The 20605-nt window shown below is 67.1% G+C and carries 24 protein-coding genes; 10 read left to right on the top strand and 14 right to left on the bottom strand.

The features are described from left to right. Window positions 1-5: 5 nt before the first annotated feature. The 4 genes from ACXJKJ_RS01065 to ACXJKJ_RS01050 form a co-directional block, all read right to left on the bottom strand. Window positions 6-665: a 3-keto-disaccharide hydrolase gene (locus tag ACXJKJ_RS01065; RefSeq protein WP_457319758.1), complete on the bottom strand. Its 660-nt coding sequence runs from the start codon at window positions 663-665 to the stop codon at window positions 6-8. 244 nt (window positions 666-909) lie between these two features. Then, window positions 910-1524 carry a gluconate 2-dehydrogenase subunit 3 family protein gene (locus ACXJKJ_RS01060; protein WP_457388605.1) on the bottom strand — a complete coding sequence of 205 codons (615 nt, stop codon included), beginning with the start codon at window positions 1522-1524 and terminating at the stop codon, window positions 910-912. A gap of 2 nt (window positions 1525-1526) precedes the next feature. Beyond that, window positions 1527-3326: a GMC family oxidoreductase gene (locus tag ACXJKJ_RS01055; protein ID WP_457388603.1), complete on the bottom strand. Its 1800-nt coding sequence runs from the start codon at window positions 3324-3326 to the stop codon at window positions 1527-1529. A gap of 50 nt (window positions 3327-3376) precedes the next feature. Beyond that, entirely contained in the window at window positions 3377-4735 is a 1359-nt protein-coding gene (locus ACXJKJ_RS01050) for an MFS transporter (RefSeq protein ID WP_457388601.1), read from the bottom strand. Between the two features lie 73 nt (window positions 4736-4808). Here ACXJKJ_RS01050 and ACXJKJ_RS01045 point away from each other — a divergent pair, with 73 nt between their 5' ends. Both ACXJKJ_RS01045 and queE read left to right on the top strand, forming a co-directional pair. Next, complete coding sequence (locus tag ACXJKJ_RS01045) at window positions 4809-5906, top strand: 6-carboxytetrahydropterin synthase (protein ID WP_457388599.1); 1098 nt, start codon at window positions 4809-4811, stop codon at window positions 5904-5906. Then, the gene (gene queE / locus ACXJKJ_RS01040; protein ID WP_457324095.1) at window positions 5903-6532 is read left to right on the top strand and encodes a 7-carboxy-7-deazaguanine synthase; all 630 of its coding nucleotides are present in this window, start codon (window positions 5903-5905) and stop codon (window positions 6530-6532) included. Before ACXJKJ_RS01045 ends, queE begins: the two co-directional genes overlap by 4 nt. Here queE and ACXJKJ_RS01035 read toward each other — a convergent pair whose 3' ends face one another. The 4 genes from ACXJKJ_RS01035 to ACXJKJ_RS01020 all read right to left on the bottom strand — a co-directional run bounded on the left by ACXJKJ_RS01035 (window position 6533) and on the right by ACXJKJ_RS01020 (window position 9596). Then, the gene (locus tag ACXJKJ_RS01035; RefSeq protein ID WP_457388597.1) at window positions 6533-6925 is read right to left on the bottom strand and encodes a hypothetical protein; all 393 of its coding nucleotides are present in this window, start codon (window positions 6923-6925) and stop codon (window positions 6533-6535) included. Between the two features lie 76 nt (window positions 6926-7001). Next, entirely contained in the window at window positions 7002-7718 is a 717-nt protein-coding gene (locus ACXJKJ_RS01030) for a DUF1223 domain-containing protein (protein ID WP_457388595.1), read from the bottom strand. A gap of 93 nt (window positions 7719-7811) precedes the next feature. Next, entirely contained in the window at window positions 7812-8477 is a 666-nt protein-coding gene (locus ACXJKJ_RS01025; protein WP_457388593.1) for an OmpW/AlkL family protein, read from the bottom strand. Between the two features lie 27 nt (window positions 8478-8504). After that, window positions 8505-9596: an SGNH/GDSL hydrolase family protein gene (locus tag ACXJKJ_RS01020; RefSeq protein WP_457388592.1), complete on the bottom strand. Its 1092-nt coding sequence runs from the start codon at window positions 9594-9596 to the stop codon at window positions 8505-8507. A 448-nt stretch (window positions 9597-10044) separates the two neighbouring features. Here ACXJKJ_RS01020 and ACXJKJ_RS01015 point away from each other — a divergent pair, with 448 nt between their 5' ends. From ACXJKJ_RS01015 to ACXJKJ_RS01005, 3 genes are all read left to right on the top strand, one after another. Then, a complete protein-coding gene (locus ACXJKJ_RS01015) occupies window positions 10045-10371 on the top strand; it encodes a nucleotide pyrophosphohydrolase (protein ID WP_457388590.1) in 327 nt (108 codons plus the stop codon). Window positions 10372-10376: 5 nt separating this feature from the next. After that, window positions 10377-11033, top strand: coding sequence for a 3'-5' exonuclease (locus tag ACXJKJ_RS01010; protein ID WP_457388588.1), 657 nt, complete (start codon window positions 10377-10379; stop codon window positions 11031-11033). Window positions 11034-11122: 89 nt separating this feature from the next. Continuing rightward, window positions 11123-11641: a GNAT family N-acetyltransferase gene (locus ACXJKJ_RS01005; protein WP_056191021.1), complete on the top strand. Its 519-nt coding sequence runs from the start codon at window positions 11123-11125 to the stop codon at window positions 11639-11641. A 223-nt stretch (window positions 11642-11864) separates the two neighbouring features. On the opposite strand, the gene ACXJKJ_RS01000 is transcribed toward ACXJKJ_RS01005, so the two are convergent. Then, complete coding sequence (locus tag ACXJKJ_RS01000) at window positions 11865-12917, bottom strand: hypothetical protein (protein ID WP_457388586.1); 1053 nt, start codon at window positions 12915-12917, stop codon at window positions 11865-11867. A gap of 154 nt (window positions 12918-13071) precedes the next feature. Next, complete coding sequence (locus ACXJKJ_RS00995) at window positions 13072-14118, bottom strand: PEP-CTERM sorting domain-containing protein (protein ID WP_457353330.1); 1047 nt, start codon at window positions 14116-14118, stop codon at window positions 13072-13074. Window positions 14119-14312: 194 nt separating this feature from the next. Between ACXJKJ_RS00995 and ACXJKJ_RS00990 the strand changes: the two genes are divergently transcribed. The 4 genes from ACXJKJ_RS00990 (at window position 14313) to ACXJKJ_RS00975 (ending at window position 16377) form a co-directional block, all read left to right on the top strand. After that, on the top strand, window positions 14313-15281 hold the full coding sequence (locus tag ACXJKJ_RS00990; protein ID WP_457388584.1) for a helix-turn-helix transcriptional regulator: 969 nt from the start codon (window positions 14313-14315) through the stop codon (window positions 15279-15281). Between the two features lie 94 nt (window positions 15282-15375). Continuing rightward, a complete protein-coding gene (locus ACXJKJ_RS00985) occupies window positions 15376-15684 on the top strand; it encodes a DUF883 family protein (RefSeq protein ID WP_056191014.1) in 309 nt (102 codons plus the stop codon). Window positions 15685-15691: 7 nt separating this feature from the next. Further along, window positions 15692-16075, top strand: coding sequence for a phage holin family protein (locus ACXJKJ_RS00980; protein WP_457323798.1), 384 nt, complete (start codon window positions 15692-15694; stop codon window positions 16073-16075). Beyond that, window positions 16072-16377: a hypothetical protein gene (locus ACXJKJ_RS00975; RefSeq protein ID WP_056191011.1), complete on the top strand. Its 306-nt coding sequence runs from the start codon at window positions 16072-16074 to the stop codon at window positions 16375-16377. Before ACXJKJ_RS00980 ends, ACXJKJ_RS00975 begins: the two co-directional genes overlap by 4 nt. Here the strand turns inward: ACXJKJ_RS00975 and ACXJKJ_RS00970 are convergent. From ACXJKJ_RS00970 to ACXJKJ_RS00955, 4 genes are all read right to left on the bottom strand, one after another. Beyond that, window positions 16374-16790, bottom strand: a complete 417-nt coding sequence (locus ACXJKJ_RS00970; RefSeq protein ID WP_457388583.1) for a GFA family protein — start codon at window positions 16788-16790, stop codon at window positions 16374-16376. The two genes, ACXJKJ_RS00975 and ACXJKJ_RS00970, sit on opposite strands and share 4 nt — an antisense overlap. 14 nt (window positions 16791-16804) lie before the next feature. Then, a complete protein-coding gene (locus ACXJKJ_RS00965; protein ID WP_457388581.1) occupies window positions 16805-17389 on the bottom strand; it encodes a cob(I)yrinic acid a,c-diamide adenosyltransferase in 585 nt (194 codons plus the stop codon). A 46-nt stretch (window positions 17390-17435) separates the two neighbouring features. Then, window positions 17436-18497: a fatty acid desaturase family protein gene (locus ACXJKJ_RS00960; protein WP_457388579.1), complete on the bottom strand. Its 1062-nt coding sequence runs from the start codon at window positions 18495-18497 to the stop codon at window positions 17436-17438. Window positions 18498-18738: 241 nt separating this feature from the next. Further along, window positions 18739-19824 (bottom strand): ferredoxin reductase, encoded by a 1086-nt coding sequence (locus tag ACXJKJ_RS00955; RefSeq protein WP_457388578.1) that lies wholly within the window; start codon window positions 19822-19824, stop codon window positions 18739-18741. Between the two features lie 126 nt (window positions 19825-19950). On the opposite strand from ACXJKJ_RS00955, the gene ACXJKJ_RS00950 reads away from it, so the two are divergent. Continuing rightward, on the top strand, window positions 19951-20598 hold the full coding sequence (locus ACXJKJ_RS00950) for a TetR family transcriptional regulator (protein ID WP_457388576.1): 648 nt from the start codon (window positions 19951-19953) through the stop codon (window positions 20596-20598). The last annotated feature ends 7 nt before the right edge of the window (window positions 20599-20605 follow it).

Genomic DNA, 20605 nt, shown 5'->3' with positions numbered 1-20605 from the left:
GGTCTTCAGGGCAGCACCTTCACCTTGATATTTCTGAAGTGCACCGTGCTCTCGGGGTCGTGGCCCTGCAGCGCGAAGGTGCCGCTGGCGAGGTAGCGCTGCTCCAAGCCCTTCTTGCGCACGATGGGCGACTCTTCGGTGTAGTCGGCTGTCTTCTCGGCACCGACGAACGTGGTGACGTGCTTGCCCTCGACGCGGATGGTCAGCGTGAACCATTGGCCGTCGGGGGCGATGACCTTGGGGAAGTCCTGCACGCCCCACAGGCCGCCGGTTCGGCTGGGGTCGCTGTGGGAGTTGTTGACCTGCACCTCGTAGCCCAGGCTGGGCCAGCCGACGTCCTGCCACTTGGTGTGGAAATAGACGCCGGAGTTGGCCTTGGCAAAGGTCATCACGTCGGCCTTGAACTCGAAGTTCCTGAAGTCGTGCTGCTGCACGGGGCCGACGTAGAAGAGGTGGGAGCGCGGGCCCTGCACGATGAGGGCACCGTCCTTGACGCTGAAGCTCCCGGGCGCGTCGCTCGCACGCCAGTTCTCCAGCGTCTTGCCGTCGAACAGCAGCTTCCAGCCGGCGGCGGTTTCTTCGGCGCTCAGCGTGTTGATATTCATGTCGGCGGCGTGGGCAGCGGTGGCGACAGCGAGGCTGGCTGCGAGGAGGGTGGTCTTCATATCGGTGTCCTATGAATTGGTGTTCGGGCCGAGCGCTGGGCCGCTCCCGAGCCGGCCCGTTGGGCGATGTGCGGGCCGGTCGAACCGGCACGCATCGCCGTCCCCTCGGGGGCTGAGGCCGGACACATCCCGTCCAGTGGACGGAATGTGCCTGCCGAAGGGCTGCGGCACTGCCGCAGCGCGGTCTGCAAGACCGACTGGGCTTGCCGGCGTGCAGCGCGGCAAGACTGGGCGAGGGGCAGTTTCATCCCACTCCGACGATCTGAAGGACTTTGAGAGGGGGGCCGTCGAAGGTGACGGATGGGACATTGCCGACGAAGCCGAGGTCCTTCGAACCCTCGGGCGTCGTGTAGAAGCCCCCGGCCGTCAGGTCGCGGAAGCGCTTGAAGAAGCGTGCCGCGGCGGCGCGCTCGGGCTTGGCCTTCTGCACCCAGCAGATGTCGTCGGCGATCTGCGATTGCGCGGTGACATCGAGTTCGGCGAAGCGTTTGCCGAAGCGCAAGCGGCTCTCGGCGTCCAGCCAACCCAGGCCCGCGACGATGACGTCCTTGTCCTTGACCTGATCTGGGTAGGGCGCGCTGATCCACTCGTCGATGAAGAAGTGGACCTTGAGCTGCGCGGCGCTGGGTGAGTATTCGTCGGCCGGGATGATGAGGCCACACAGCGCCTGCGCGGCGCGCGCCTGATCAGCCGTGAAGGTCAGCGGCCACAGCTCGCCGCTGCGGTAGGTCCTGGTGAGCTGAGGATCCGTGCCATAGCCCCTGCCTTTGCGCGCAGCGGGCGTAGCGCCGGCCGACACCTCCACGCCCATGGCGGCGCTGGCGGCCAGCATCCATTGCAGGGTCTGTCTGCGGTCCATGCTCAGAGCTCCTTCTTGCGCATGCGTTCGACGATGTGGTCCGCCTGGCGCCAGGCCAGAGCCATGATGGTCAGCGTCGGGTTCTTGTCGGCGTTGGACGCGAAGGGCGCCCCGTCGGACAGAAAGAGGTTGGGCACGTCCCAGGTCTGACCCCAGCCATTCGTGACCGAGTTGCGCGCATCCGCGCCCATGATGGCGCCGCCGACCTCGTGGATGATGGAACCGCCCGGCGCGATGGCCTTGGCCCCGTCCAGTTCCGGCCCGCCGTCCTGCACGCGGCCGCCCATGGCGGTGATGATGTCGGCAAAGGTCTTTTGCATGTGCGCAGCCTGGCGGGTCTCGTGCTCGGCCCACTGCCAGTGAAAGCGCAGCACCGGGATGCCGAAACGGTCCTTCACCGCCGGGTCAATTTCGCACCAGGACTGCTCGTTGGGGATCATCTCGCCGCGGCCGGCGAAGTGGACGAAGGAGCCGTACAGCCGCCTCACGTCCTGCTTGAAGCGCGCGCCATAGCTGCCCTGGGTCAGCCACTCCAAGCCCGCGCCGGTGCCCGAGGTGGGCATGCGCCGGCCTGTACTGATCTCGATGTGATAGCCGCGCGGAAAGCCCAGCTTCTTGTGCCAGTCGCGGCCCTGCTGCTGGTAAAGCCACCAGGGCGAATAGGCGTGGCCGCCACCGGCGCCGTCCTCGTTGTGGGGCGGCAAGGCTTCCAGGCCCGGCACCTGGCCCGACAGGTCGCTGCCAACGGTATCCATGATGTAGCGGCCGAGCTTGCCGCTGGCGTTGGCGAGGCCCCCCGGCTTGCTGTTCAGCAGGATGCGCACCGATTCGCAGGCGCTGGCCGCCAGCACGACGGCGCGGGCCTTGGCCTTGATGTGCTTGCCGGTCTTGCGGTCGACAAAGCGCACGCCGCTGGCCTTGCCGCCGGCGGTCGTCACCTCGTAGACCATGGCGTCGCAGAGCACGTCCAGATTGCCGCTGGCCAACGCCGGCGGCAGGTGCACCGCCGGGCTCTGGTAGGTGGCGCCGATGCTGCAGCCGCGGCCGCAGGGCGTGGCCCAGAAGCAGGCGGCGCGGTCGCGCATGGCCTGGGCGACCAAACCGTGAGCGCGCGGGTTGCCGGGGTGAAGCAGGGCGGGGATGCGGGCGTCGTCGAGCTTTTTCGTCAGCACCGCGCGGTGGATGGGCACGACGGGCACGCCCAGCGTCGCCGCATGCTTCTTGATGAGGCGCTCGCCCACGCGCATCGCCGGCGCGGGCAGCAGGCAGCCCTCGGGCGAGTCGGGTGTGTTCTCCAGGCCCTCGTTGCTGCCGTAGATGCCGACCAGCATCTCGACCTTGTCGTAGTAGGGCGCCAGATCGTCGTATCCGATCGGCCAGTCAAATCCCAGGCCGTCGCGGCTGTAGGGCTTGAAGTCGTAGGGGCCGTTTCTCAGCGAGATGCGGCCCCAGTGGTTGGTGCGGCCGCCCAGCATGCGTGAGCGCCACCAGTCGAAGCGCTGCTGGGGGTCAGTGGAAGCTTGCGTGTAGGGCTCGCCGGGCACCTGCCAGCCGCCGTCCACCGTCGCGTCGTAGAAGCCGAAGGGCTTGTCCGGCGTGCCGGCACCGCGCAGCGGCGCGTCCGCGCTGGTCTGGAACATCGGCGTCTCGGTGCGGAAGTCGTAGTTGCGGCCTGCCTCCAGCATCAGCACCTTCACGCCCTCCAGCGCCAGCGTGTAGGCCGTCTGGCCACCACCGGCGCCCGAGCCGACGACGATGACGTCGTAGTCCCTGGCCAAGCTGCGCGTCGTCACGAAACCCATGCACCTCTCCCGCGGAAGACGGCGCAGTGTGCCACCAGCAGAAAGCGTTTTCAGTGGTTGTTGGGTTGGGCTCGGGGGCTGATCAAGGCAGCGACGGTGACCAGCCCCAGCGCCAGCAGCAGGACCGGCAAGACCTGGCGCGTGACGGGGTCGAACAGCAGGCCGGCCAGGGCCAGCGCGGCGCTGCTGGTCAGCGCATCACAGAGTTGCAGCGCCGAGGTATTGCTGCCCTGCTGCTCCGGCGGCGACAGCTTGAGCAGCAGCACCGACAGGATGGGGAAGGACAGGCCAATGCCCAGGCCGACCAGGGTCCAGCCCGCAAAGACCAGGGCGGAGGGCAGGGCGAACAGCAACGGCGCGATGACGAGGGTCAACGCCAGCGCCGTCAATGTGAAGCCGCCCGGCAGCAACAGCCGCCGCGATTCGGGCCGCTGCACGCGCGCCTGCAAGGCGCTGCCGATGCTCCAGGTCACGGCGCCGGCGCTCAACGCGATGCCGGCCTGGGTCAAGCTCCAGCCGAAGTGCTGGGTCAGCATCAACGGCAGGAAAGCCTCGGCGCTGGCAAAGGTCGCGGCGATGAGGCCGCGCAGCAGGATGACCGTCGGCAGGCCACGCGCCGCCCTCAGCGTGCCGGCGGGCAGCAGCAGCCGGGCGGCGATGCCGGCGGCCACCAGGCCGGCCGCGAACAGCAAGGCCGAGCTGGTGCCGCTCTGCTGGCTGGCGCTGTGCAGCGTCAGCGCGCCCGCGCTGGCCAGCAAGGCCCAGCGCATCGCACCCCAGCGCAGCTCGTCACCGGTGCCCGAGCCCACACGCTTGAGGGCCGGCAGGATCATCAACGCCGCCACGGGCACGGCCGCTGCGACGACCAGGAAGACGGAGCGCCAGCCGATGAACTGCACGAGGAAGGACGCCAGCGCCGGCCCGACCAGGCCGGGCACGACCCAGGCGCCCGCGAACATGGCGAACATCTTGGGGTGGAGTTGCTGCGGCACGACCTGGCCGACGCCGACATACAGCGTGACGCCCAGCACGCCGCTGCCCAGGCCCTGCAGCGCGCGGCCGAGCACCAGCACGGGCATGGATGGCGCAAAACCCGCCAGCAGCAGGCCGACCAGGAAGGCCGCGAGGCCTGCCAGCGCGGCGCGATAGGGGCCGCGCTTGTCGCAGAGCTGGCCGGCCGCCGTCATGCCCAGCACCGAGGTGGCCAGCGTCGCGCCGAAGGCCAGGGCGTAATAGGGCAGGCCCTGCAAGGCCTCAGCCACGGCCGGCATCGCGGTGGCGACGGCGATGGACTCGAAGGCCAGCATGGAAATCAGCGCGATGGCGCCGATGCAGGCGGCACTGCGGCCAGGGGCAAAGAGTTTTTCGGACGCGCCGGCCGGCGCGTCGATGGGGTCAGCAAGATTCATGGCGGGGAAGACTAAAAGCTCAAGCCCACTTCAAGTCAAGCAGGGTTTTGGGGGTGGGCGCGACAATCGGGGCATGTCCCTTGTCTCCGTGTTGCACTGTGCCTCGGCCGGCTTCGAGTCGGCCTGCCGCATTTCCGCCCTGCCCGCCTCGCACCGCAGCCACGGGCTGCATGGCCACAGCTATTTCGCCACCGTCCGCACGGCCCTGCCCGCCGGCTGGGCGGCTTTCCAGGGTGGCGAGGTCGAGGCGCTGCGTGCGCGCATGACTGAGACCGTGGCGCCGCTGGATCATGCCTTGCTGAACGACCACCTGGCCGAGCCGACCGACGAGAACCTGGCGCGCTGGGTACGCCAGCGGCTGGACGTGCCCGGCATCGTGCAGGTGGGCGTGCAAAGCACCCAACACAGCGGCGTGGACCTGGACGGCGCCGGCCATGCGCATGTCTGGCGGCGCTACCGCTTCCAGGCCGCTCACCAGCTGCCGAATGTACCGGCTGGCCACCAATGCGGCCGCATGCACGGCCATGGCTTCGAGGTCATCCTGCATGCGAATGCGGACCTCGGCGAGCGCGACCTGTCCATCGACTACGACCACCTCGACGAGGTCTGGGCGCCACTGCACTTCGCGCTGAACTACCGCTGCCTGAACGACATCGCGGGGCTGCAGAACCCGACCAGCGAGAACATCTCGGCCTGGCTGTGGGACAGGCTGAAGCCCGAACTGCCGGAGCTGAGCTGGGTGACTGTCTACGAGACCGGCTCCAGCGGCGCCAACTTCAATGGCAGCAGCTACCGCATCTGGAAGGAGATGACGCTGGACAGCGCCGTTCGCATGAAGCACGCGCCCGTTGGCCATCCGCTGGCCGGCATCCATGGCCACACCTTCACGCTGCGGCTGCACCTGGCTGCGCCGCTGGACCAGGTGATGGGCTGGACGGTGGACTTCGGTGACGTGAAGTCGCTGTTCAACCCCATCTTCAAACGGTTGGACCATCACCCGCTGTTTGAGATTGCCAATCTGCCCGACGGTGACGTGGCCTCGATTGCAGCCTGGGTGCTGCGCGAGGGCGGCGCGGTACTGCCGCAGATCGACCGCGTGGATCTGTACGAGACGCGCGGCTCGGGTGCCATCGTCAGCCGGGCTGACTCCGAAGAATTGATCCCCGTATGACGTATTCGGTCAAAGAGCTGTTCTTCACGCTGCAGGGCGAAGGCGCCCAGGCCGGTCGCGCGGCGGTCTTTTGCCGCTTTGCCGGCTGCAACCTCTGGACCGGCCGCGAGCAGGATCGCGCGACGGCGGTCTGCACTTTCTGCGACACCGATTTCGTGGGCACGGATGGCGAGGGCGGCGGCAAATTCGTGACTGCCGATGCGCTGGCCGATGCGATTGCCAAAGCATGGCCCGGCGGTGGTCGTCCCTACGTCGTCTGTACCGGCGGCGAGCCGCTGCTGCAGTTGGACACGCCGCTGATCGACGCCCTGCACGCCCGCGGCTTCGAGGTCGCTGTCGAGACCAATGGCACGCAACCCGCGCCGCCGGGGCTGGACTGGATCTGCGTCAGCCCCAAGGCCGATGCGCCGCTGGTGCTGACCTCGGGCCACGAGTTGAAGCTGGTCTACCCACAGCCGCTGGCGCAGCCGGAGCGGTTCGCCAACCTGGACTTCCAGAACTTCTTCCTGCAGCCGATGGACTCGGTGCTGCAGCGCGAGCACACCAAGGCGGCCGTAGCCTACTGCATGGCCCATCCGCAGTGGCGGCTGTCGGTGCAGATGCACAAGGTCGTCGGCATCGCCTGATCAGCCGCGGCAATAGCCTTCGCCGCTCTTCACGATCAGACAGTCGTGCTTGTCGGCCAGCCATTTCATGCCCGTCTCGGGGCCGCTGCCGGCGCGGATGGTTTCGAGCACGCCATCACGCGTGAATACGAGCGTGTCGGTGCCGGCCTTGGCGTCGAAGCTGCGTGGACCATCCAGGTTCTGCACCGTGACGCTGTAGGTTCCAGGCCCGCCGGTGATCTCCAGATAGGTGCCTTCGGGGCCGTGCCATCGGCCGACCCAGGGGCTGGACGCCTTGGATGCCGAAGCAGCCGATGCTGGCACCGGTGCTGCCGCGGGGCTATCGACCGACCTGCCGCAAGCGCTCAGCGCGGCAACGCCGGCAGCCAGCATGACAAGAGGGTGGATTCGCATGGCCTTGCGGGATTCAGCGGGGATGGCCAAGTCTGATCGCCTGCGGGGTTGCCCCGTGTCGGAGGACTTCCCGTTTTCAGCAACCTACCTCGACGGCCTGCAAGGTGTGGCCATCGCGCACATCCACGGCTACCGCGAGCCAGCGGCTGGCGTGGCCAGGTTCGGCGGCCTTCACCGGCACGGCCCACTGCGCCGGGCCCCGTCCCTCCCAGAGCGGCAGCTTCCCGTATTCCCGCACGACACTGTCGTGGTTGAGCGTCTCGCCACGGTTCTCGCCGGCGCGCACGCGGCTTTGGTGGCCGTCCTCGACGCGAGCCCACCAGAGCTGGACGTGCGCGGGCGCGCCAGGCAAGGCCTCCGCACTGAGCTTCAGTTCGCCGCTCGCGCTGCGGCTCCAGCCCAACCGTACACGAGCCGGCTCGGCACTCGCCGCGGGCAATGAAGCGCTGCGCCAATCCCGCCCATTGATGACGATTTGCGGTGTGTACGCATAGCGTGAGCCATTAACGCCCACGCCCTGCTTCTGCCGCTCGGTGAAGGCTGGACTGGAAAAGCGGTCCGGCCATCCGAGACCATTCCAATAGTCCACATGAAAGGCCGCCGTGATGACGCCGGGCTGGCCCTGGAGGCCGCTCAGCCAGCGGTCCGCCGGCGGGCAGGAGGAGCAGCCTTCCGACGTGTAGAGCTCGACGACGCGCGGCACCGTCGCGCCGCTTTGCACGGTTGTAGCAGGACAGCTTTGGGCGCCGGCGAGAGGCGTGGCCATGGCGAGGAGCAGGGCAGTCAGCTTCATGGGGCATGAGTCGACCATGATCGACAAACCTGACATGCCAGAACGACAAAGGGAGCCCGCAGGCTCCCTTCTGGGTGATCGACCGAAGCCGAATCAGAAGCGGTAACCGATACCGAACTTGACGGACACCGGGTCCAGCGTCGTCTCGATGGTCTGGCCAGTAGACAGGCTGCCGGTCGTCTTGATAAAGGTCTTGGTGACTGCCAGACTGGCGGACCAGTCCTTGGTGATGTTGAAGGCACCACCGAGTTCCATGGTCGTGCCGAAGCGGCTCTTCATGGACAGCGTCGTCGGGCTGGCGGGCGAGCCACCGGTGAGGCCGGACAGTGCGGCCGTGGCGCGTGGCTTGAAGAAGTAGCCATAGGTGACGCCCGCGCCGACAAAGGGACGGAAGCTGCTGTTGGCGTCGCCGAAGCGGTACTGGGCCAGCAGCGTCATCGGCAGGGACTTGACCGTGCCGAGCTTGCCCGAACCTTCGATGGCGCCAGCACCAACGACGTCGTGCTTGAACGGCAGCGCGATCGGCAGATCGATGCTGATGTTGTCGGTCMAGTAGTAAGTCACGCCGCCGACGAAGGAGCTGGCCTTCTTCACGTCGACCTTGGTGCCCGCCAGGCTGGGCGCGGTCAGATCACCGCTGTCGACATGCGGGTTGATCTGTGCGGCACCGCCATAGACGACGATGCTGCCGGCCGATTGCGCGTGAACGAGGCCGGTGGCGGAGAGCAGGGTGACTGCGAGCAGGGATTTGATGTTCATGAAGTTCTCCTGAAGGGTCACGCGGACTCAGAGCCAGCCTTTGCGAGCCAGTTCCAGGGACACCACCTGCGACAGCAATTGATTCCCGAACGGGGTGGGGTGGACGGAGTCGGCGAACAGGTAGTGACTGACATCGCCGCTGATGACGTTGTTGGCGCTGCAGACCAGCGACGAACCCAAGGGGTTCTTGGCCGCGCTCAGATCACAGGCCGGCGTGGTGACATTGCTCAGGCTGAACTTCGCAGGATCGGCAATCTGGTCACGCACCCCTTGAGCGGCATCAACCCAACCCACATCAGCGCCGGCCAGGCCGGTCTTGAGTTGGTCGTTGAAGGTATTGACCATCTGCAGGATCAGGCCCTGCGTGGCTGCGGGCAGGCTCTTGGCGAAAGGCGTCAGGCTCACGTCGGGCAGGTTGATGACCACGACGTTCTTGGCACCCTTGCCCACCACCAGGGCCTTGACGTAGCCGGCCAGTTCCGCACCGGCCTTGCCCATCTCGGCCACGCCCTTGGTGGCAGCGGCCGTCGGGTCACCGCCAGCGGCGATGGTGGCCTGCACGGTGGCCAGGTTGATGAACACGTCATTGCCACCGGCATAGACGAAGACGAGCTCGGTGCCCTTGAAGCTGCCACCGACTGCCGTCAGGTGGTTCTGCATCTGCGTGACGACGGGCACCGTGAGCTGGCCCAGCACGGCGTTGGAACCACCCAGCAGCTTGTTGCCCGGGCCGACCGGGTTGGTCACTCGCGCGCCACCCTGACCGTAGGCGAAACAACCCGCGTTGTTCTTGACGGGCACGCTGAACCCCTGGGAAGCCAGGCCGTCCAGGCCTTGCTGGGCCGGGCAGGGCTTGGGCAGGCCGTAAAGCGTGGCAATGCGTTCCACCCAATGCGGGCCAACGCCATTGACGGTGTACTGGCCACCGCCCAGGGCGGCAACCGTGCCCACCTTGTAGGTGCCCTGGTCGCTCAGGCTGTCACCGAAGGACACCACACTGGTGGGAGTGAACTTGGGCGTCGTATCCGCCGTCGCACCACCACCACCGCAGCCCGCCACCAGCAAGCTGCCCAACAGCGCCACCGATGCGGCGGCGATCCGGGTGAGGAAGGGTTTCATTGTTGTCTCCTAGGCGACACCGCAACATCGCAGTGCATTCAATTCGGGAGCGCAACTCTAGCCGCAGCTTTTTAGAACGGTCGTTCGTTTTTCCCCTCATTCCGCGTAAAGAAACAACGCCGACGGCTTGGGGAAGGCCTGCGCAAGCGCCGCGATCCACAGGGGCTGTACCGCCTTGGGCAAGTCTGTGGATGGTTCTGGCACAACTGGGCAGATATCCACAGGCCGACGACCTTTCGCGAAGTTGTTCCCAATCGAGGGTCAATCCATCAGGCTACGGCGCACAGGCTTGTGCGGCTGCCAAGCGCTTGTGCCCCAAGGACTTTTTGCCCTTGTCCACAGCGCAGGCGGTGCACTACTACGACCACTACCTTTGAAATCTTGAATACTGTTTAGGAATACACGGGACACTTTCGGCGATGCAACGACCCTCACACGCGCTCCCCTGATGGACATTCCGACCCTGCAGCAGCGTCTGCGCCAGTTCGCCAGCGACCGCGACTGGCAGCCCTACCAGACGCCAAAGAACCTCGCGATGGCCATGACGGTGGAGGCCGCCGAACTGCTGGAAATCTTCCAGTGGCTGACTCCCGAGCAATCCCAGAGCCTGAGCGACGACCAGCGCCGCCATCTCGGCGAAGAGCTGTCGGACGTGCTGCTGTACCTCGTGCAGATTGCCGACCATGGCGGCGTGGACCTGGATGCCGCCGTCGAGCGCAAGCTGGCAATGAATGCCCTGAAACACCCGCCCAGGCATCCACCGAAGAAGTCTTGACGAAGATGACGCAAACCATCGCCGTCGTCGACTTCGAAACGACCGGCCTCGGGCCCACCAGCGGCGGCCGTGCCACCGAGATTGCTGCCGTGCTCGTGCGTGGCGGCATGGTCGTCGACGCCTGGAGCAGCCTGATAAACAGCGGCGCCTGGGTGCCGCCCTTTATTCAGTCCCTGACCGGCATCAGCAACGAGATGCTGGCCAACGCACCGGACTCGGCCACGGTCATGCGCGAGCTGGCCCGTTTCACCCAGGGCTGCCCGCTCGTCGCGCATAACGCTTCTTTCGACCGTGGCTTCTGGCAGGCCGAGATGGAGCGTGCCGGTGTGGCGCGCGACCCGGCCCATGAGTTCGCCTGCACCGTGCTGTTGTCGCGCCGGCTCTGGCCCGAGGCCAAGAGCCACGGCCTGGGTGCGATCACGCAGTTCCATGACATCCGCTTCGACGGCCGTGCCCACCGGGCGATGGCCGATGCTCGCGTGACGGCGGAGTTGTTACTGAAGGTTCAGAACGAGGTCGCGCGACGCTTTGCGTTGGACCTGGGCGACGCCGCTGTGGATCACGCACTGATGCTGGAGTTGCAGCGCACGCCGTTGCGCTGGCTCAGGCGCGGCCTGGTCGACCATGTGAAGGCCTGTCGCGCCAATTCCTTGGCTGCTTGAGCGGATAAAAAATTCTGTCAAGACCCTGCAGCTCATCATCGGGCTAGGACAATCGCGCCCTTTCGTCCCGTGCTATTGCCAAGAGTTCCATGTCCGTGATCCAGGTTCGCCCCGCCACCCTGCGCGATGCCAAGGCCATCGCCGAGATCCATGTCGCTGCCAGCCAGGACGCCTACAAGGCCCTCCTGCCCGCCGCCGCGCTGGATGCGATGTCGGTGCAAAAGCGCCAAGCCTTCTGGCGTGAGGCCATCGACCTCTGCGAGCCGCAGGTCATCGTTGCCCATCTGGACAACAAGATCATGGGTTTCGCCGGCTTCGATCGCTCCCGCGACAAGGGCACGCCCGCCACGACCGGCGAGGTCTGGGCCATGTTTGCCGACCCGGTGCACTGGGACAAGGGCGTCGGCCTGGCGCTGTGGGATGCCACGCGCGACGGCCTGCAGGAAGAAGGCTGCACCAAGGCCACGCTGTGGTGCTATCTGCGCAACGAGCGCGCCCTGCGCTTCTTTGAGCTGGCCGGTTTCAAGCGTGAACTCGGCAGCGCCCGCACCTCCGAAGTCGGCGGTGCGCGTGTCGAAGAGATCCGACTGCATCGCTCCCTCGTCTGAGGCCATCGCACCGTGAGCAAAGCGCCCTGCGGGGCGCTTTGTCTTTTCCTTGGTGCTGTCGTCAAGGTATCTGGGTGTTCCGGGCCGAGCGCCGGGCCGCTCCCTAGCCGGCCCGCGCTGGCGAAGTGCTTGCGGCTCAACGCCGCAAGCGTCGCCGTCCCCTCGGGGGACCGGTCAGGCGCGCCCGCGTTCAGCAGGGCGAGACTGGACGAGGGGTCCTATTTCAAGCCGCGTAACCGCCAGTGGCCAGGGCCCAGCCGTCAGTGGCGTCGTCGTGGCGCTGGATGTGCACGGGGCTGAGCTTCTTGGCGGCCGCACGTTCGACGAGGTTTTCTGCCTGTTCGGCGGTCAGCTGCAGGGCGAAACGAGCCCAGCGCTTTTGCACCAGGGGCAGAGTCCAGGCATCTTCAAGTGCCCAGCGGATCTGGTGCGGTTCCTGCAGCTCGGCGGCGGCCAGCACGCGAGGGGCCAGGGCGAGCAGGAAGCGGTTGAAGTCGGTGCGCAGCGTGTCGGTCGGCAGCAGGGCCTCGAGGCGGCTCAGGCGGGCGCTCCAGCCGGGCGTGGCGAGCTGGCGCGTGACCAGGGCCTGCAGGGCCTGGATGGGGTTGAACAGCCGCAGCCGGTTGGGCGGCAGCACGTGCAGCGGGATCAGCGCCGCTTGCTCGTGGCTCAGCGGTGTGACAAAGCTGGCCAGCACGGCCAGGCGCTGCCACTCGGCCTCGGCCAGGCCGCCAATGCGCGTGATGGGCCCGGCGGCGCAGCTGGCGGCCATGTCGGCCAGCGCAGCGTAGCCACGGTGGCCCTTGGCCCGGTTGGCGCGGCGGCTCATGACGGTCAGGTTGCCGGCCGCGTAACCGGCATCGTCGCGGACGCGGTCGATGCTGGTGCTCTCGCCGTCCAGCAACTCCCGGCTGATGGGGCAGTGCTGGGTTTCCAGCTGGGCGAGATGGTGCGGCGTGAGCTGGATGTCCTCGAAGCTGCGGCCGCGTGCCCACGCGTGGGTGCGCAGGGCCAGCCAGCGCTCGACCTGCGGGCTGGCCGGCGTGCGCACCGGGCGGCCACGTGAGGCCAGCCAGCCGCGCTGCAGTGGCGACTGCGGGTAGAGATGGGCGATGGGCGGCGTGATGCCATGCAGGGCGTAGTCGCGGCCCAGGRCCAGGCCGGTGCGCTCGTGGGCGCTGACCAGAGCAGAGGTGTCGTCCATGTCCAGGTCGAACTGGACCAGCGGGCTGCTCTGGAGGCGGGGGGTGATCTGGGCGTTGATGACGGCTTGCATGACTGACTCCTGATTGAGAGGCACGCCTGAGAGTCGCGGGCCTTGGATATCAGTTTGTGAGCCAGGTAGCTCAATAGGTGATCTACCCTGTGAAAAAAATCAGATGCGCATAAAAAAGGCACCGTAAGGTGCCCTTCGGAAGGCCGACGGAAACTCAGCCGCGGCGCCGGCGCAGCCTGGCGCCCACCACGGCGACCCCCGCAAGGGTCAGGGCCATTGAGCCCGGTTCGGGCACGCTGGTCACGCTGAGGAGCACGGACATGCAGCCCTGCTGCTGATGGCAGCCGGACGCAAGAATGGTTCCGTTGTCGTTGATCCGCTGGGCCTCGCCGATCAGCCAGTCGGACGAGCCGACCAGGTTGTTCAGGTCGTACATGGTGCCGCCCGTGTAGAGGAAGCCATGACCGAAGCCGTCGATGCCGTTGTTGGAAATGCCAACGACGTCGCCCGCGGCGTTGATGTCTTTGCCCTGGCTGTAGGAGCCGCCCAGGGTGCCCAGATCGATCATCTGCCCGCCGCTGTACCGGAAGGCGCGAGTGAAGCTGTCCGCGGTGTAGGAATATCCGGTGGCCTGACCCCCATCGTTGATGGCCGCCGGAATACTGAGGGCCGACCCCAAGGTGCCGAGGTCCGTCATTGCGCCCTGGCTGAAGATGGCCGCATGGCCGCCGGCAGTGCCGAGGATCTGGCTGTGGTTGTTGATGGCCGTGACGTCGGTGAAGCTGGCGCCCAGGGTGGCCAGATTGATCATCTGCCCGCCGCTGTAGAGGAAGGTCGCGGAGTTCTTGTTGCCGGCGGTGACCGACATTCCTACGACCTCACCCGCGTTGTTGACGCCGTAGGCTTGGCTGAAGCTTCCGCCCAGCGTGCCCAGGTCGGTCATCTGCCCGTTGCTGTAGAGGAAGGCACGGATGTCGGGATAGCTGCTGGAATAGGACCCGCCCACCACCTGGCCGACGTCGTTGATGGCTTGGGCGTCGGTGGGGCTGTACCCGTTGCCCAGCGGATTGGTCCCGCCCAGGCCGCCGATGTTTACCGTGTTGCCGCTGCCGTACAGGAAGCTATACGTCGCGCCATTGGCATTGGGCAGATAGGCCAGCCCAGTCACCTGGCCGGCGTTGTTGAGGTCCTTGGCATAGCTGGTGGGATATAGCGATTGCACGGCCAGCGGTGTGACCGAATAGGTCGGCGCTGCAGCCATGCACTCGGCGCCAAGGGCTGCCCAGAAAAGTCCCGCGCAGATTTGACGCAAGAATGATGTCGACGGATTCATGTCACTCTCCCTGCCTGCTCCCGGATGTTTGGCATCCGTGAAGCAGGCTATTGATTTGTTGGCCGATTCAAGCCCGCCGAGTGTGCAGAGATGCCAGCGGTCGGGGCACTGAGAAAACCCGAATGGACCGCACCGAACGCTTTTACAAGATCGAGCAGCTGATCCGCTCCCGCGGCTGCGTGTCCTTTGCCGAGTTGATAGCGGCGCTGGAGGTGTCGCCAGCCACGCTCAAGCGCGACCTGGCCTACCTGCGGGAGCGGCTGGACGCGCCCATCGAGTACGACGCTGCCGAGAACGGCTACCGTTTCGGCCAGCAGTGGCGTGGCGGCAAGCATGAGCTGCCGGGGGTCTGGTTCAACGAGGCCGAACTGCACGCCCTCCTGACCATGCAGCAGATGCTGGCCGGCCTGGATGAGCAGGGTGTCGTGGGCCGCCACCTGCAGCCCATGTTCGACAAGATCACCGGCATGCTGGGCGTGGATGCGGCCGAGGCCGATGAGCTGCGGCGGCGCGTCAGGCTGATTGGCACGGCACGCCGGCGCATGGCCAGCGACAGCTTCGAGACCGTGGGCAGCGCCGTCGTCAAGCGCAAGCGCCTGGCCATCCGCTACCGCAAGAAACGCGATGGGGCGGGCAGCGAACGCGAGGTCTCGCCGCAGCGCCTCGTGCATCATCGCCACGCCTGGTATCTGGATGCCTGGTGCCATGCCAGCGACGCCTATCGCCGCTTTGCCCTGGACGGCATCGAGGCGGCGACGCTGCTGGACGCCGACGCCCGGCCTGTGCCACTGGCGGAACTGGAAGCGGAACTCGACCAGGGCTATGGCATCTTCGCCGGTGGCACGCCGCGCGAGGCCGAGCTGGTCTTCAGCGCCGGCACGGCGGCCTGGGTGTCGCGCGAGGAATGGCACCCGGCCCAGCAGAGCGAATTCCTGCCCGACGGCCGCTGGCGGCTGCGCCTGCCCTATGTCGATGACACCGAGTTGCTGATGGACCTGCTGCGCCATGCCGGCCAGGTGGAGGTGCTGGCGCCGGCCGCCTTGCGCGAGGCCTATGCGCAGCGCTTGCGGCAAGCGGCCGCGGCCTTGTAGGACAAGCCCGCTTCAATCGTGGTGGGGCATGTCAGGCCATGTCCAATCGCGTTAGGCTGCAAGCGTGTTTGATCCCCCGATCAAGGAGCCAGCGATGAGTGATACCAGCCAGGCGAAGGAAAAATTGGCCTCGGACTTCCGCGCGGTGATGGAAGACATCGACGCGCTGATGACGGCCACGACCAACAAGGCGGACGGCGAGGTGAAGGCCTTGCGCGCCCGCATCCAGGACCGGCTGTCCGGTGCCAAGGACAAGCTGCTGGACGCCCAGCACGAAGCCCTCCAGCGCGCCAAGGATGCCGCCGTCGCCACCGACGACTATGTGCATGCCAACCCCTGGCAGGCCATCGGTGCCGCGGCAGCCGTGGGCCTTGCGATTGGCGTGTTGATCGGCCGCCGCTGAGCCCCGCTTGAGCGACGCCAAGGAACCCGTCTCCGCGCCGCTGCGGCGGCTCGGGGTGTCGTTGCTGACGCTCAGCCGCATTCGGCTTGAGCTGTTTGCTATCGAGGCCCAGGAGGAGAAGGAGCGTATCGCCAGCCTGCTGCTTTGGGCGGTGCTGGCCGCGCTGCTGGCGGGCTTTGGCCTGCTGATGGGGCTGGTGCTGATCACGGTCGCCTTCTGGGACGATCACCGGCTGCTGGCTCTGGGCGGCGGCACGGTCGTTCTGATCGCTGCGGCCGTCGTCGCCGTGCTCAAGGTAAAGAAGCTGATCGATCAGCCGGCTAGCCTGTTCCAGTCCAGCATCGGTGAGTTGCGCGCTGACGCCGAAGCGCTGCGCCGGCCAGGGCCATGATCCCCAGGATCCCGGCCGACCCGGCTCTGCGCAGCGAGCGCAAGGCCAATCTGCTGCTGGCCTCCGAGTTGATGCGCGGCCAGGCTGCACTGTCGGTGGACGATATCGGCCAGCGCGCTGACGGCTGGGTGCTGCGCATCCTGGCCTGGCGCGATCTGCTGTCCAACCCCATCGTGCTCGCCGCGGCCGGCGGCGGAGCGGCCTTGTTTGCCGGCGCGGGGGCAGACCGACGCGGCAAGCTCTGGCGCGGGCTGCGCTGGGCCTGGCTGGCCTACAAGGTCTGGGGCCGGCGCAAGCGCTAGGCTAGCGGGCTGTCGCGGCCGCGCATGTGAGCCGGGGTGCTGTCCAGCTCAGGCAGCCAGGGCATGGCCGAGTCTTTCCAGACCTGCACCACGGGCTTGAGCTGGGCGCGCTCGTTCACGCAGCCCAGGCGGATGTTCAGCGTCTTGGGTACGTCGGCTTCCGTGGCGAAGAGCTGGGTGCCGCAATCCCCGCAGAAGGCCTGTGCACGGCGGTTGCCGCTGGCTGCGACCTTCACATACTGCTTGGGCGTGCCCTGCAGCTCGACCTGCTCGACCGGTATGGACACCACCGCCCGGAAGGGGCCGCCCGAGATGATCTGACAGTCGGCACAGTGACAGGCAAAGACCTTGGCAGGGTCTGCCGTTGCCGTGAAACGGATGCTGCCGCAATGGCATTGGCCGGTGATCTTCATGGAGCCTCCTCGGTTCAATTCTCGGCAGCATCGAGACGTTTCATGCGCTCGCTCTGCCAGTAGACGTCGTCGCCCCCCAGGCCGTCGAGGTTGGCGCGGTTGAGCACGCGGGACAGCACGAAGAGCAGGTCGGACAGGCGGTTCAGGTATTGCCTCGGTGCGGCGCGCACGGCCTCTGTGGCGGCCACCTGGATGACGGCGCGCTCGGAGCGGCGGGCAATCGTGCGGCAGACATGGGCAATCGCGGCGCTGCGCGTGCCGGCCGGCAGGATGAATTCCTTGAGCCGTGGCAGATGCTCGTTGTAGTGCTCCAGCGCCTCGTCCAGGCGCAGCACGGCGGCGTCCTTCAACAGCTCACCGCCCGGCCAGGACAGCTCGCCGCCGAGATTGAAAAGCTCGTGCTGGATGGTGACGATGAGGTCGCGGATGTCGTCGGGCAGGGGCTCGGCCAGCAGCAGGCCGAGGTTGGAGTTCAGCTCGTCGACGTCGCCCATGGCCTCGACGCGCAAATGGGTCTTGGGCACGCGGCTGCCGTCGGACAGGCCGGTGGTGCCGTCGTCGCCGGTGCGCGTGGCGATCTGTGAAAGTCGGTTGCCCATGATGGCGGTGCAGGTCGGTGATCGGACCTGCATCCTGCCTGAATCTTCAGGCCACGGCCGCTTTGGGTGGCAAGGTGTTGACCAGGATGCGCTTCATCACGGTGAGGTACTGCTTGAACAGGCTGCCGGTGTTGTAGCGCAGGCCGTAGCGGCGGCACAGCGCCTGCACCTGGGGCGCGATCTCGACGTAGCGGTGGGCGGGCATGTCGGGGAAGAGGTGGTGCTCGATCTGGTGGCTCAGGTGGCCGGTGAGGATGTGAAAAGCACGCCCGCCGGTCAGGTTGCTGGAGCCGGCCAGCTGGCGCAGATACCAGTCACCCCGGGTCTCGTTCAGGCAGTCCTCCTGCCGGTAGATGGCCACATGCTCGGTGAAGTGGCCGCAGAAGATCACCACATAGGTCCACAGGTTGCGGATCAGGTTGGCCGCGAAGTTGCCGGCCAGCACGCGCGGCGCGCTCCACAGGGCCAGCGCCGGGAACAGCAGATAGTCCTTGAACCACTGCTTGCCCACCTTGCCGAGGAAGCGGTTCAGGCGCTCCTTGAACACGGGCTTGGGGATGGCGCCGTGCTTGTAGCGGCCCAGCTCCAGGTCATGCGAGCCGACGCCGTACTGGAAGCCCAGGGCCAGCATCAGGTTGGCCAGCGGCTGCAGCCAGTGGCGCGGCTTCCACTTTTGCTCGGGCGTCATGCGCAGCAGCGAGTAGCCCAGGTCGCGGTCCTTGCCGAGGATGTTGGTGTAGGTGTGGTGGGTGACGTTGTGGGAGTGACGCCAGGCCTCGCCGTCACAGGCGATGTCCCACTCGAAGGTCTGGGAGTTCAGCGCCGGGTCGCCCGTCCAGTCGTACTGGCCGTGCATGACGTTGTGGCCGATCTCCATGTTGTCCAGGATCTTGGCGTGGGCCAGGGCCAGCACACCGGCGACCCAACTCAGCGGGCCGACGCCGAAGTGCAGCAGCGCGCGGCCGCCCACCTCGCTGACGCGGCAGAGGGCGATCATCTTGCGGATGTGGTCGACGTCGGCCTGGCCGAGCGAGTTCATGACGCCGGCGCGGATGGCGTCGAGCTCGGCCTGGAACTCATCGACTTGGGGGCGGGTCAGGGTGTGCATGGCGAGCCTAGAAACGGCAGTTGGACGCGCCCGAAGGAGACGCGGTGGGGTGCGCTGACAAGGCGCGACGATGAAGTGGGCTCATGCCCACGAAGAGGAGCAACGCCGGCAGCGTGCACCACCGCGTCTCAGGCGGGTGCGTAGCGTTCTTGCCTGTTGGATGAGCGCCGTCGTGGGTGCATACCGTTGATGAGGCGAGGACTGGCATGCGGTGGAAAGCGGTCAACTGCCGTTTCTAGGCTCATAGATCCAGTTCGAGGTCGGAGCGGGCGGCGCTGACGCACAGCCGAATGAGTTCGTTGGGCGCGCTGGACAGCTCGCCCGTGTGCAGGTGCTGCACCGTGCCGCTGCGCTTGACGCATTGGCAGGAGCGGCAGATGCCGATGCGGCAGCCATGCTTGGGCGCGAAGCCGGCGGCCTCGGCCTGGTTCAGCAGCGGCGCGGCGCCCAGCGACGCGAAGCCGGTGGCGCTGCGCAGCAGCTGCACGCGCACCGGGGCGCTGAGGGCCTCGGCCGCCAGCGGCGCGGCGGCAAAGCGTTCGCTGTGCAGCGGCGCGGTGGTGCCGTGCGCCTGCCAGTGCGCGTGTATCGCATCCATCAGCCCGGCGGGGCCGCACACCCAGGTGGCGCGCTCGGCCAGGTCGGGCACCTGCGCCTGCAAATCGGCTGGCGTGAGATGGCCGACGCTGGTGGTGAAGTGTTGAATCAGGCGCAGCCCCGGCATGGCTGCCAGCTCGGCGGCAAAGATCTGTTCGACCGGGCTGCGGCAGCTGTGCACAAAGACCACACGGTCGGCCGCGCCGCGCGCCTGCAGCTCGCGCAGCAGGGCCATCACCGGCGTGATGCCGCTGCCCGCGCTGAGCAGCAGGATCTTGTCCGGCAGCACGGCCGGCAGCACGAAATCGCCCATCGCGGGGCCGAGCGTGAGCACATCACCCACGCGCACCTGCTCATGCAGATGCGTGGACACGAGGCCCTGGCGCTTGACCGTGATCGCCAGCAGGCGTGAGCCGGGGCGTGAGGTCAGCGAGTACATGCGCTCGTGGCGGCGGCCGTTGATCTCCACGGTCAGCGACACGAACTGCCCGGCGCGGGCACCACGCCACATCGCGTTGGGGCGCAGCACCAGCGTGCGGGTGTCGGCCGTCTCGGCGATGCACTTCACCACCCGGGCCTTCACCTGATGCAGCGACAGCAGCGGGTGCAGGGCCTGCAGGCTGTCCTCGACCGCGCTCTCGCGCACGATGGCCGCCACCCAGGGGTGTTGCAGCGCGGCGCGCAGCGGGCGAGTCAGGGCTTCTAGGCGGGTGGGGAGGTGCGTTTGCATGGTTGCATTGTGTACGTTTGTACACAAACATACAAGCCACTCAACCAGGGCGGTGCGCCATGCTGTGTACAAATAGGCAGTCAAGCGGGTGAAGCTACGATACGAGTGTTCACAAAACGACCCGCCATGTCCGACACCGCCGCCGACAAACTCTCTCGCGCCGAGCGCAAGGACCTCACCCGTGCCAGCCTCACCCAGGCCGCGCTGGCGCTGATGGGCGAGGGGCGCAGCTTCACCAGCCTTGGCATCCGCGAGATCGCCCGCGAGGCGGGCATGGTGCCCAACGGCTTCTACCGGCACTTTCGCAATACCGACGAGCTGGGCCTGGCGTTGGTGGAGGAGGTGGGCATCAGCCTGCGCCGGCTGCTGCGCGAGGCGCGCCAGGGCGGCGCGGCACCGGCCGACCGCGTGCGGGTGTCGGTCGAGGTCTATTGCAGCTATGTGCAGCAGCACCGGCTGCTGTTCCTGTTCATCAGCAGCGAGCGCGGTGGCGGCAGCCGCATCCTGCGCCTGGCCATCCGCAACGAGGTGCGCCACTTCACCAACGAGATGGCCCAGGATTTCCGCGCCATCGGCGCGTATCCCGACATGCCCACGGCCGCGCTGCAGATGGTGTGCGGGCTGATCGTCAACACCATGCTGGCGGCCGCGCCCGAGATGCTCGACCTGCCGCCCCAGCAGCCGCTGCTGGAGGCCGAAATGATGGACAACTTCGTGCAGCAGCTGCAGGTGGTGCTGCTGGGCGCGGCGGCCTGGCGGGTCAACCCAGACTGAGCCCGCC

The organism is Roseateles sp. P5_E1 (genome assembly GCF_054049335.1).
The sequence above is the reverse complement of the archived record's forward strand: the minus strand, read 5'-3'. Positions and strand labels throughout refer to the sequence as shown.

Excerpts from the sequence above, each read along its gene's own strand:
- ACXJKJ_RS01065 (WP_457319758.1), bottom strand. The coding sequence starts at position 665 with ATGAAGACCACCCTCCTCGCAGCCAGCCTCGCTGTCGCCACCGCTGCC.
- ACXJKJ_RS01060 (WP_457388605.1), bottom strand. The coding sequence starts at position 1,524 with ATGGACCGCAGACAGACCCTGCAATGGATGCTGGCCGCCAGCGCCGCC.
- ACXJKJ_RS01055 (WP_457388603.1), bottom strand. The coding sequence starts at position 3,326 with ATGGGTTTCGTGACGACGCGCAGCTTGGCCAGGGACTACGACGTCATC.
- ACXJKJ_RS01050 (WP_457388601.1), bottom strand. The coding sequence starts at position 4,735 with ATGAATCTTGCTGACCCCATCGACGCGCCGGCCGGCGCGTCCGAAAAA.
- ACXJKJ_RS01045 (WP_457388599.1), top strand. The coding sequence starts at position 4,809 with ATGTCCCTTGTCTCCGTGTTGCACTGTGCCTCGGCCGGCTTCGAGTCG.
- queE (WP_457324095.1), top strand. The coding sequence starts at position 5,903 with ATGACGTATTCGGTCAAAGAGCTGTTCTTCACGCTGCAGGGCGAAGGC.
- ACXJKJ_RS01035 (WP_457388597.1), bottom strand. The coding sequence starts at position 6,925 with ATGCGAATCCACCCTCTTGTCATGCTGGCTGCCGGCGTTGCCGCGCTG.
- ACXJKJ_RS01030 (WP_457388595.1), bottom strand. The coding sequence starts at position 7,718 with ATGAAGCTGACTGCCCTGCTCCTCGCCATGGCCACGCCTCTCGCCGGC.
- ACXJKJ_RS01020 (WP_457388592.1), bottom strand. The coding sequence starts at position 9,596 with ATGAAACCCTTCCTCACCCGGATCGCCGCCGCATCGGTGGCGCTGTTG.
- ACXJKJ_RS01015 (WP_457388590.1), top strand. The coding sequence starts at position 10,045 with ATGGACATTCCGACCCTGCAGCAGCGTCTGCGCCAGTTCGCCAGCGAC.
- ACXJKJ_RS01010 (WP_457388588.1), top strand. The coding sequence starts at position 10,377 with ATGACGCAAACCATCGCCGTCGTCGACTTCGAAACGACCGGCCTCGGG.
- ACXJKJ_RS01005 (WP_056191021.1), top strand. The coding sequence starts at position 11,123 with ATGTCCGTGATCCAGGTTCGCCCCGCCACCCTGCGCGATGCCAAGGCC.
- ACXJKJ_RS00995 (WP_457353330.1), bottom strand. The coding sequence starts at position 14,118 with ATGGCTGCAGCGCCGACCTATTCGGTCACACCGCTGGCCGTGCAATCG.
- ACXJKJ_RS00990 (WP_457388584.1), top strand. The coding sequence starts at position 14,313 with ATGGACCGCACCGAACGCTTTTACAAGATCGAGCAGCTGATCCGCTCC.
- ACXJKJ_RS00985 (WP_056191014.1), top strand. The coding sequence starts at position 15,376 with ATGAGTGATACCAGCCAGGCGAAGGAAAAATTGGCCTCGGACTTCCGC.
- ACXJKJ_RS00975 (WP_056191011.1), top strand. The coding sequence starts at position 16,072 with ATGATCCCCAGGATCCCGGCCGACCCGGCTCTGCGCAGCGAGCGCAAG.
- ACXJKJ_RS00970 (WP_457388583.1), bottom strand. The coding sequence starts at position 16,790 with ATGAAGATCACCGGCCAATGCCATTGCGGCAGCATCCGTTTCACGGCA.
- ACXJKJ_RS00965 (WP_457388581.1), bottom strand. The coding sequence starts at position 17,389 with ATGGGCAACCGACTTTCACAGATCGCCACGCGCACCGGCGACGACGGC.
- ACXJKJ_RS00960 (WP_457388579.1), bottom strand. The coding sequence starts at position 18,497 with ATGCACACCCTGACCCGCCCCCAAGTCGATGAGTTCCAGGCCGAGCTC.
- ACXJKJ_RS00955 (WP_457388578.1), bottom strand. The coding sequence starts at position 19,824 with ATGCAAACGCACCTCCCCACCCGCCTAGAAGCCCTGACTCGCCCGCTG.
- ACXJKJ_RS00950 (WP_457388576.1), top strand. The coding sequence starts at position 19,951 with ATGTCCGACACCGCCGCCGACAAACTCTCTCGCGCCGAGCGCAAGGAC.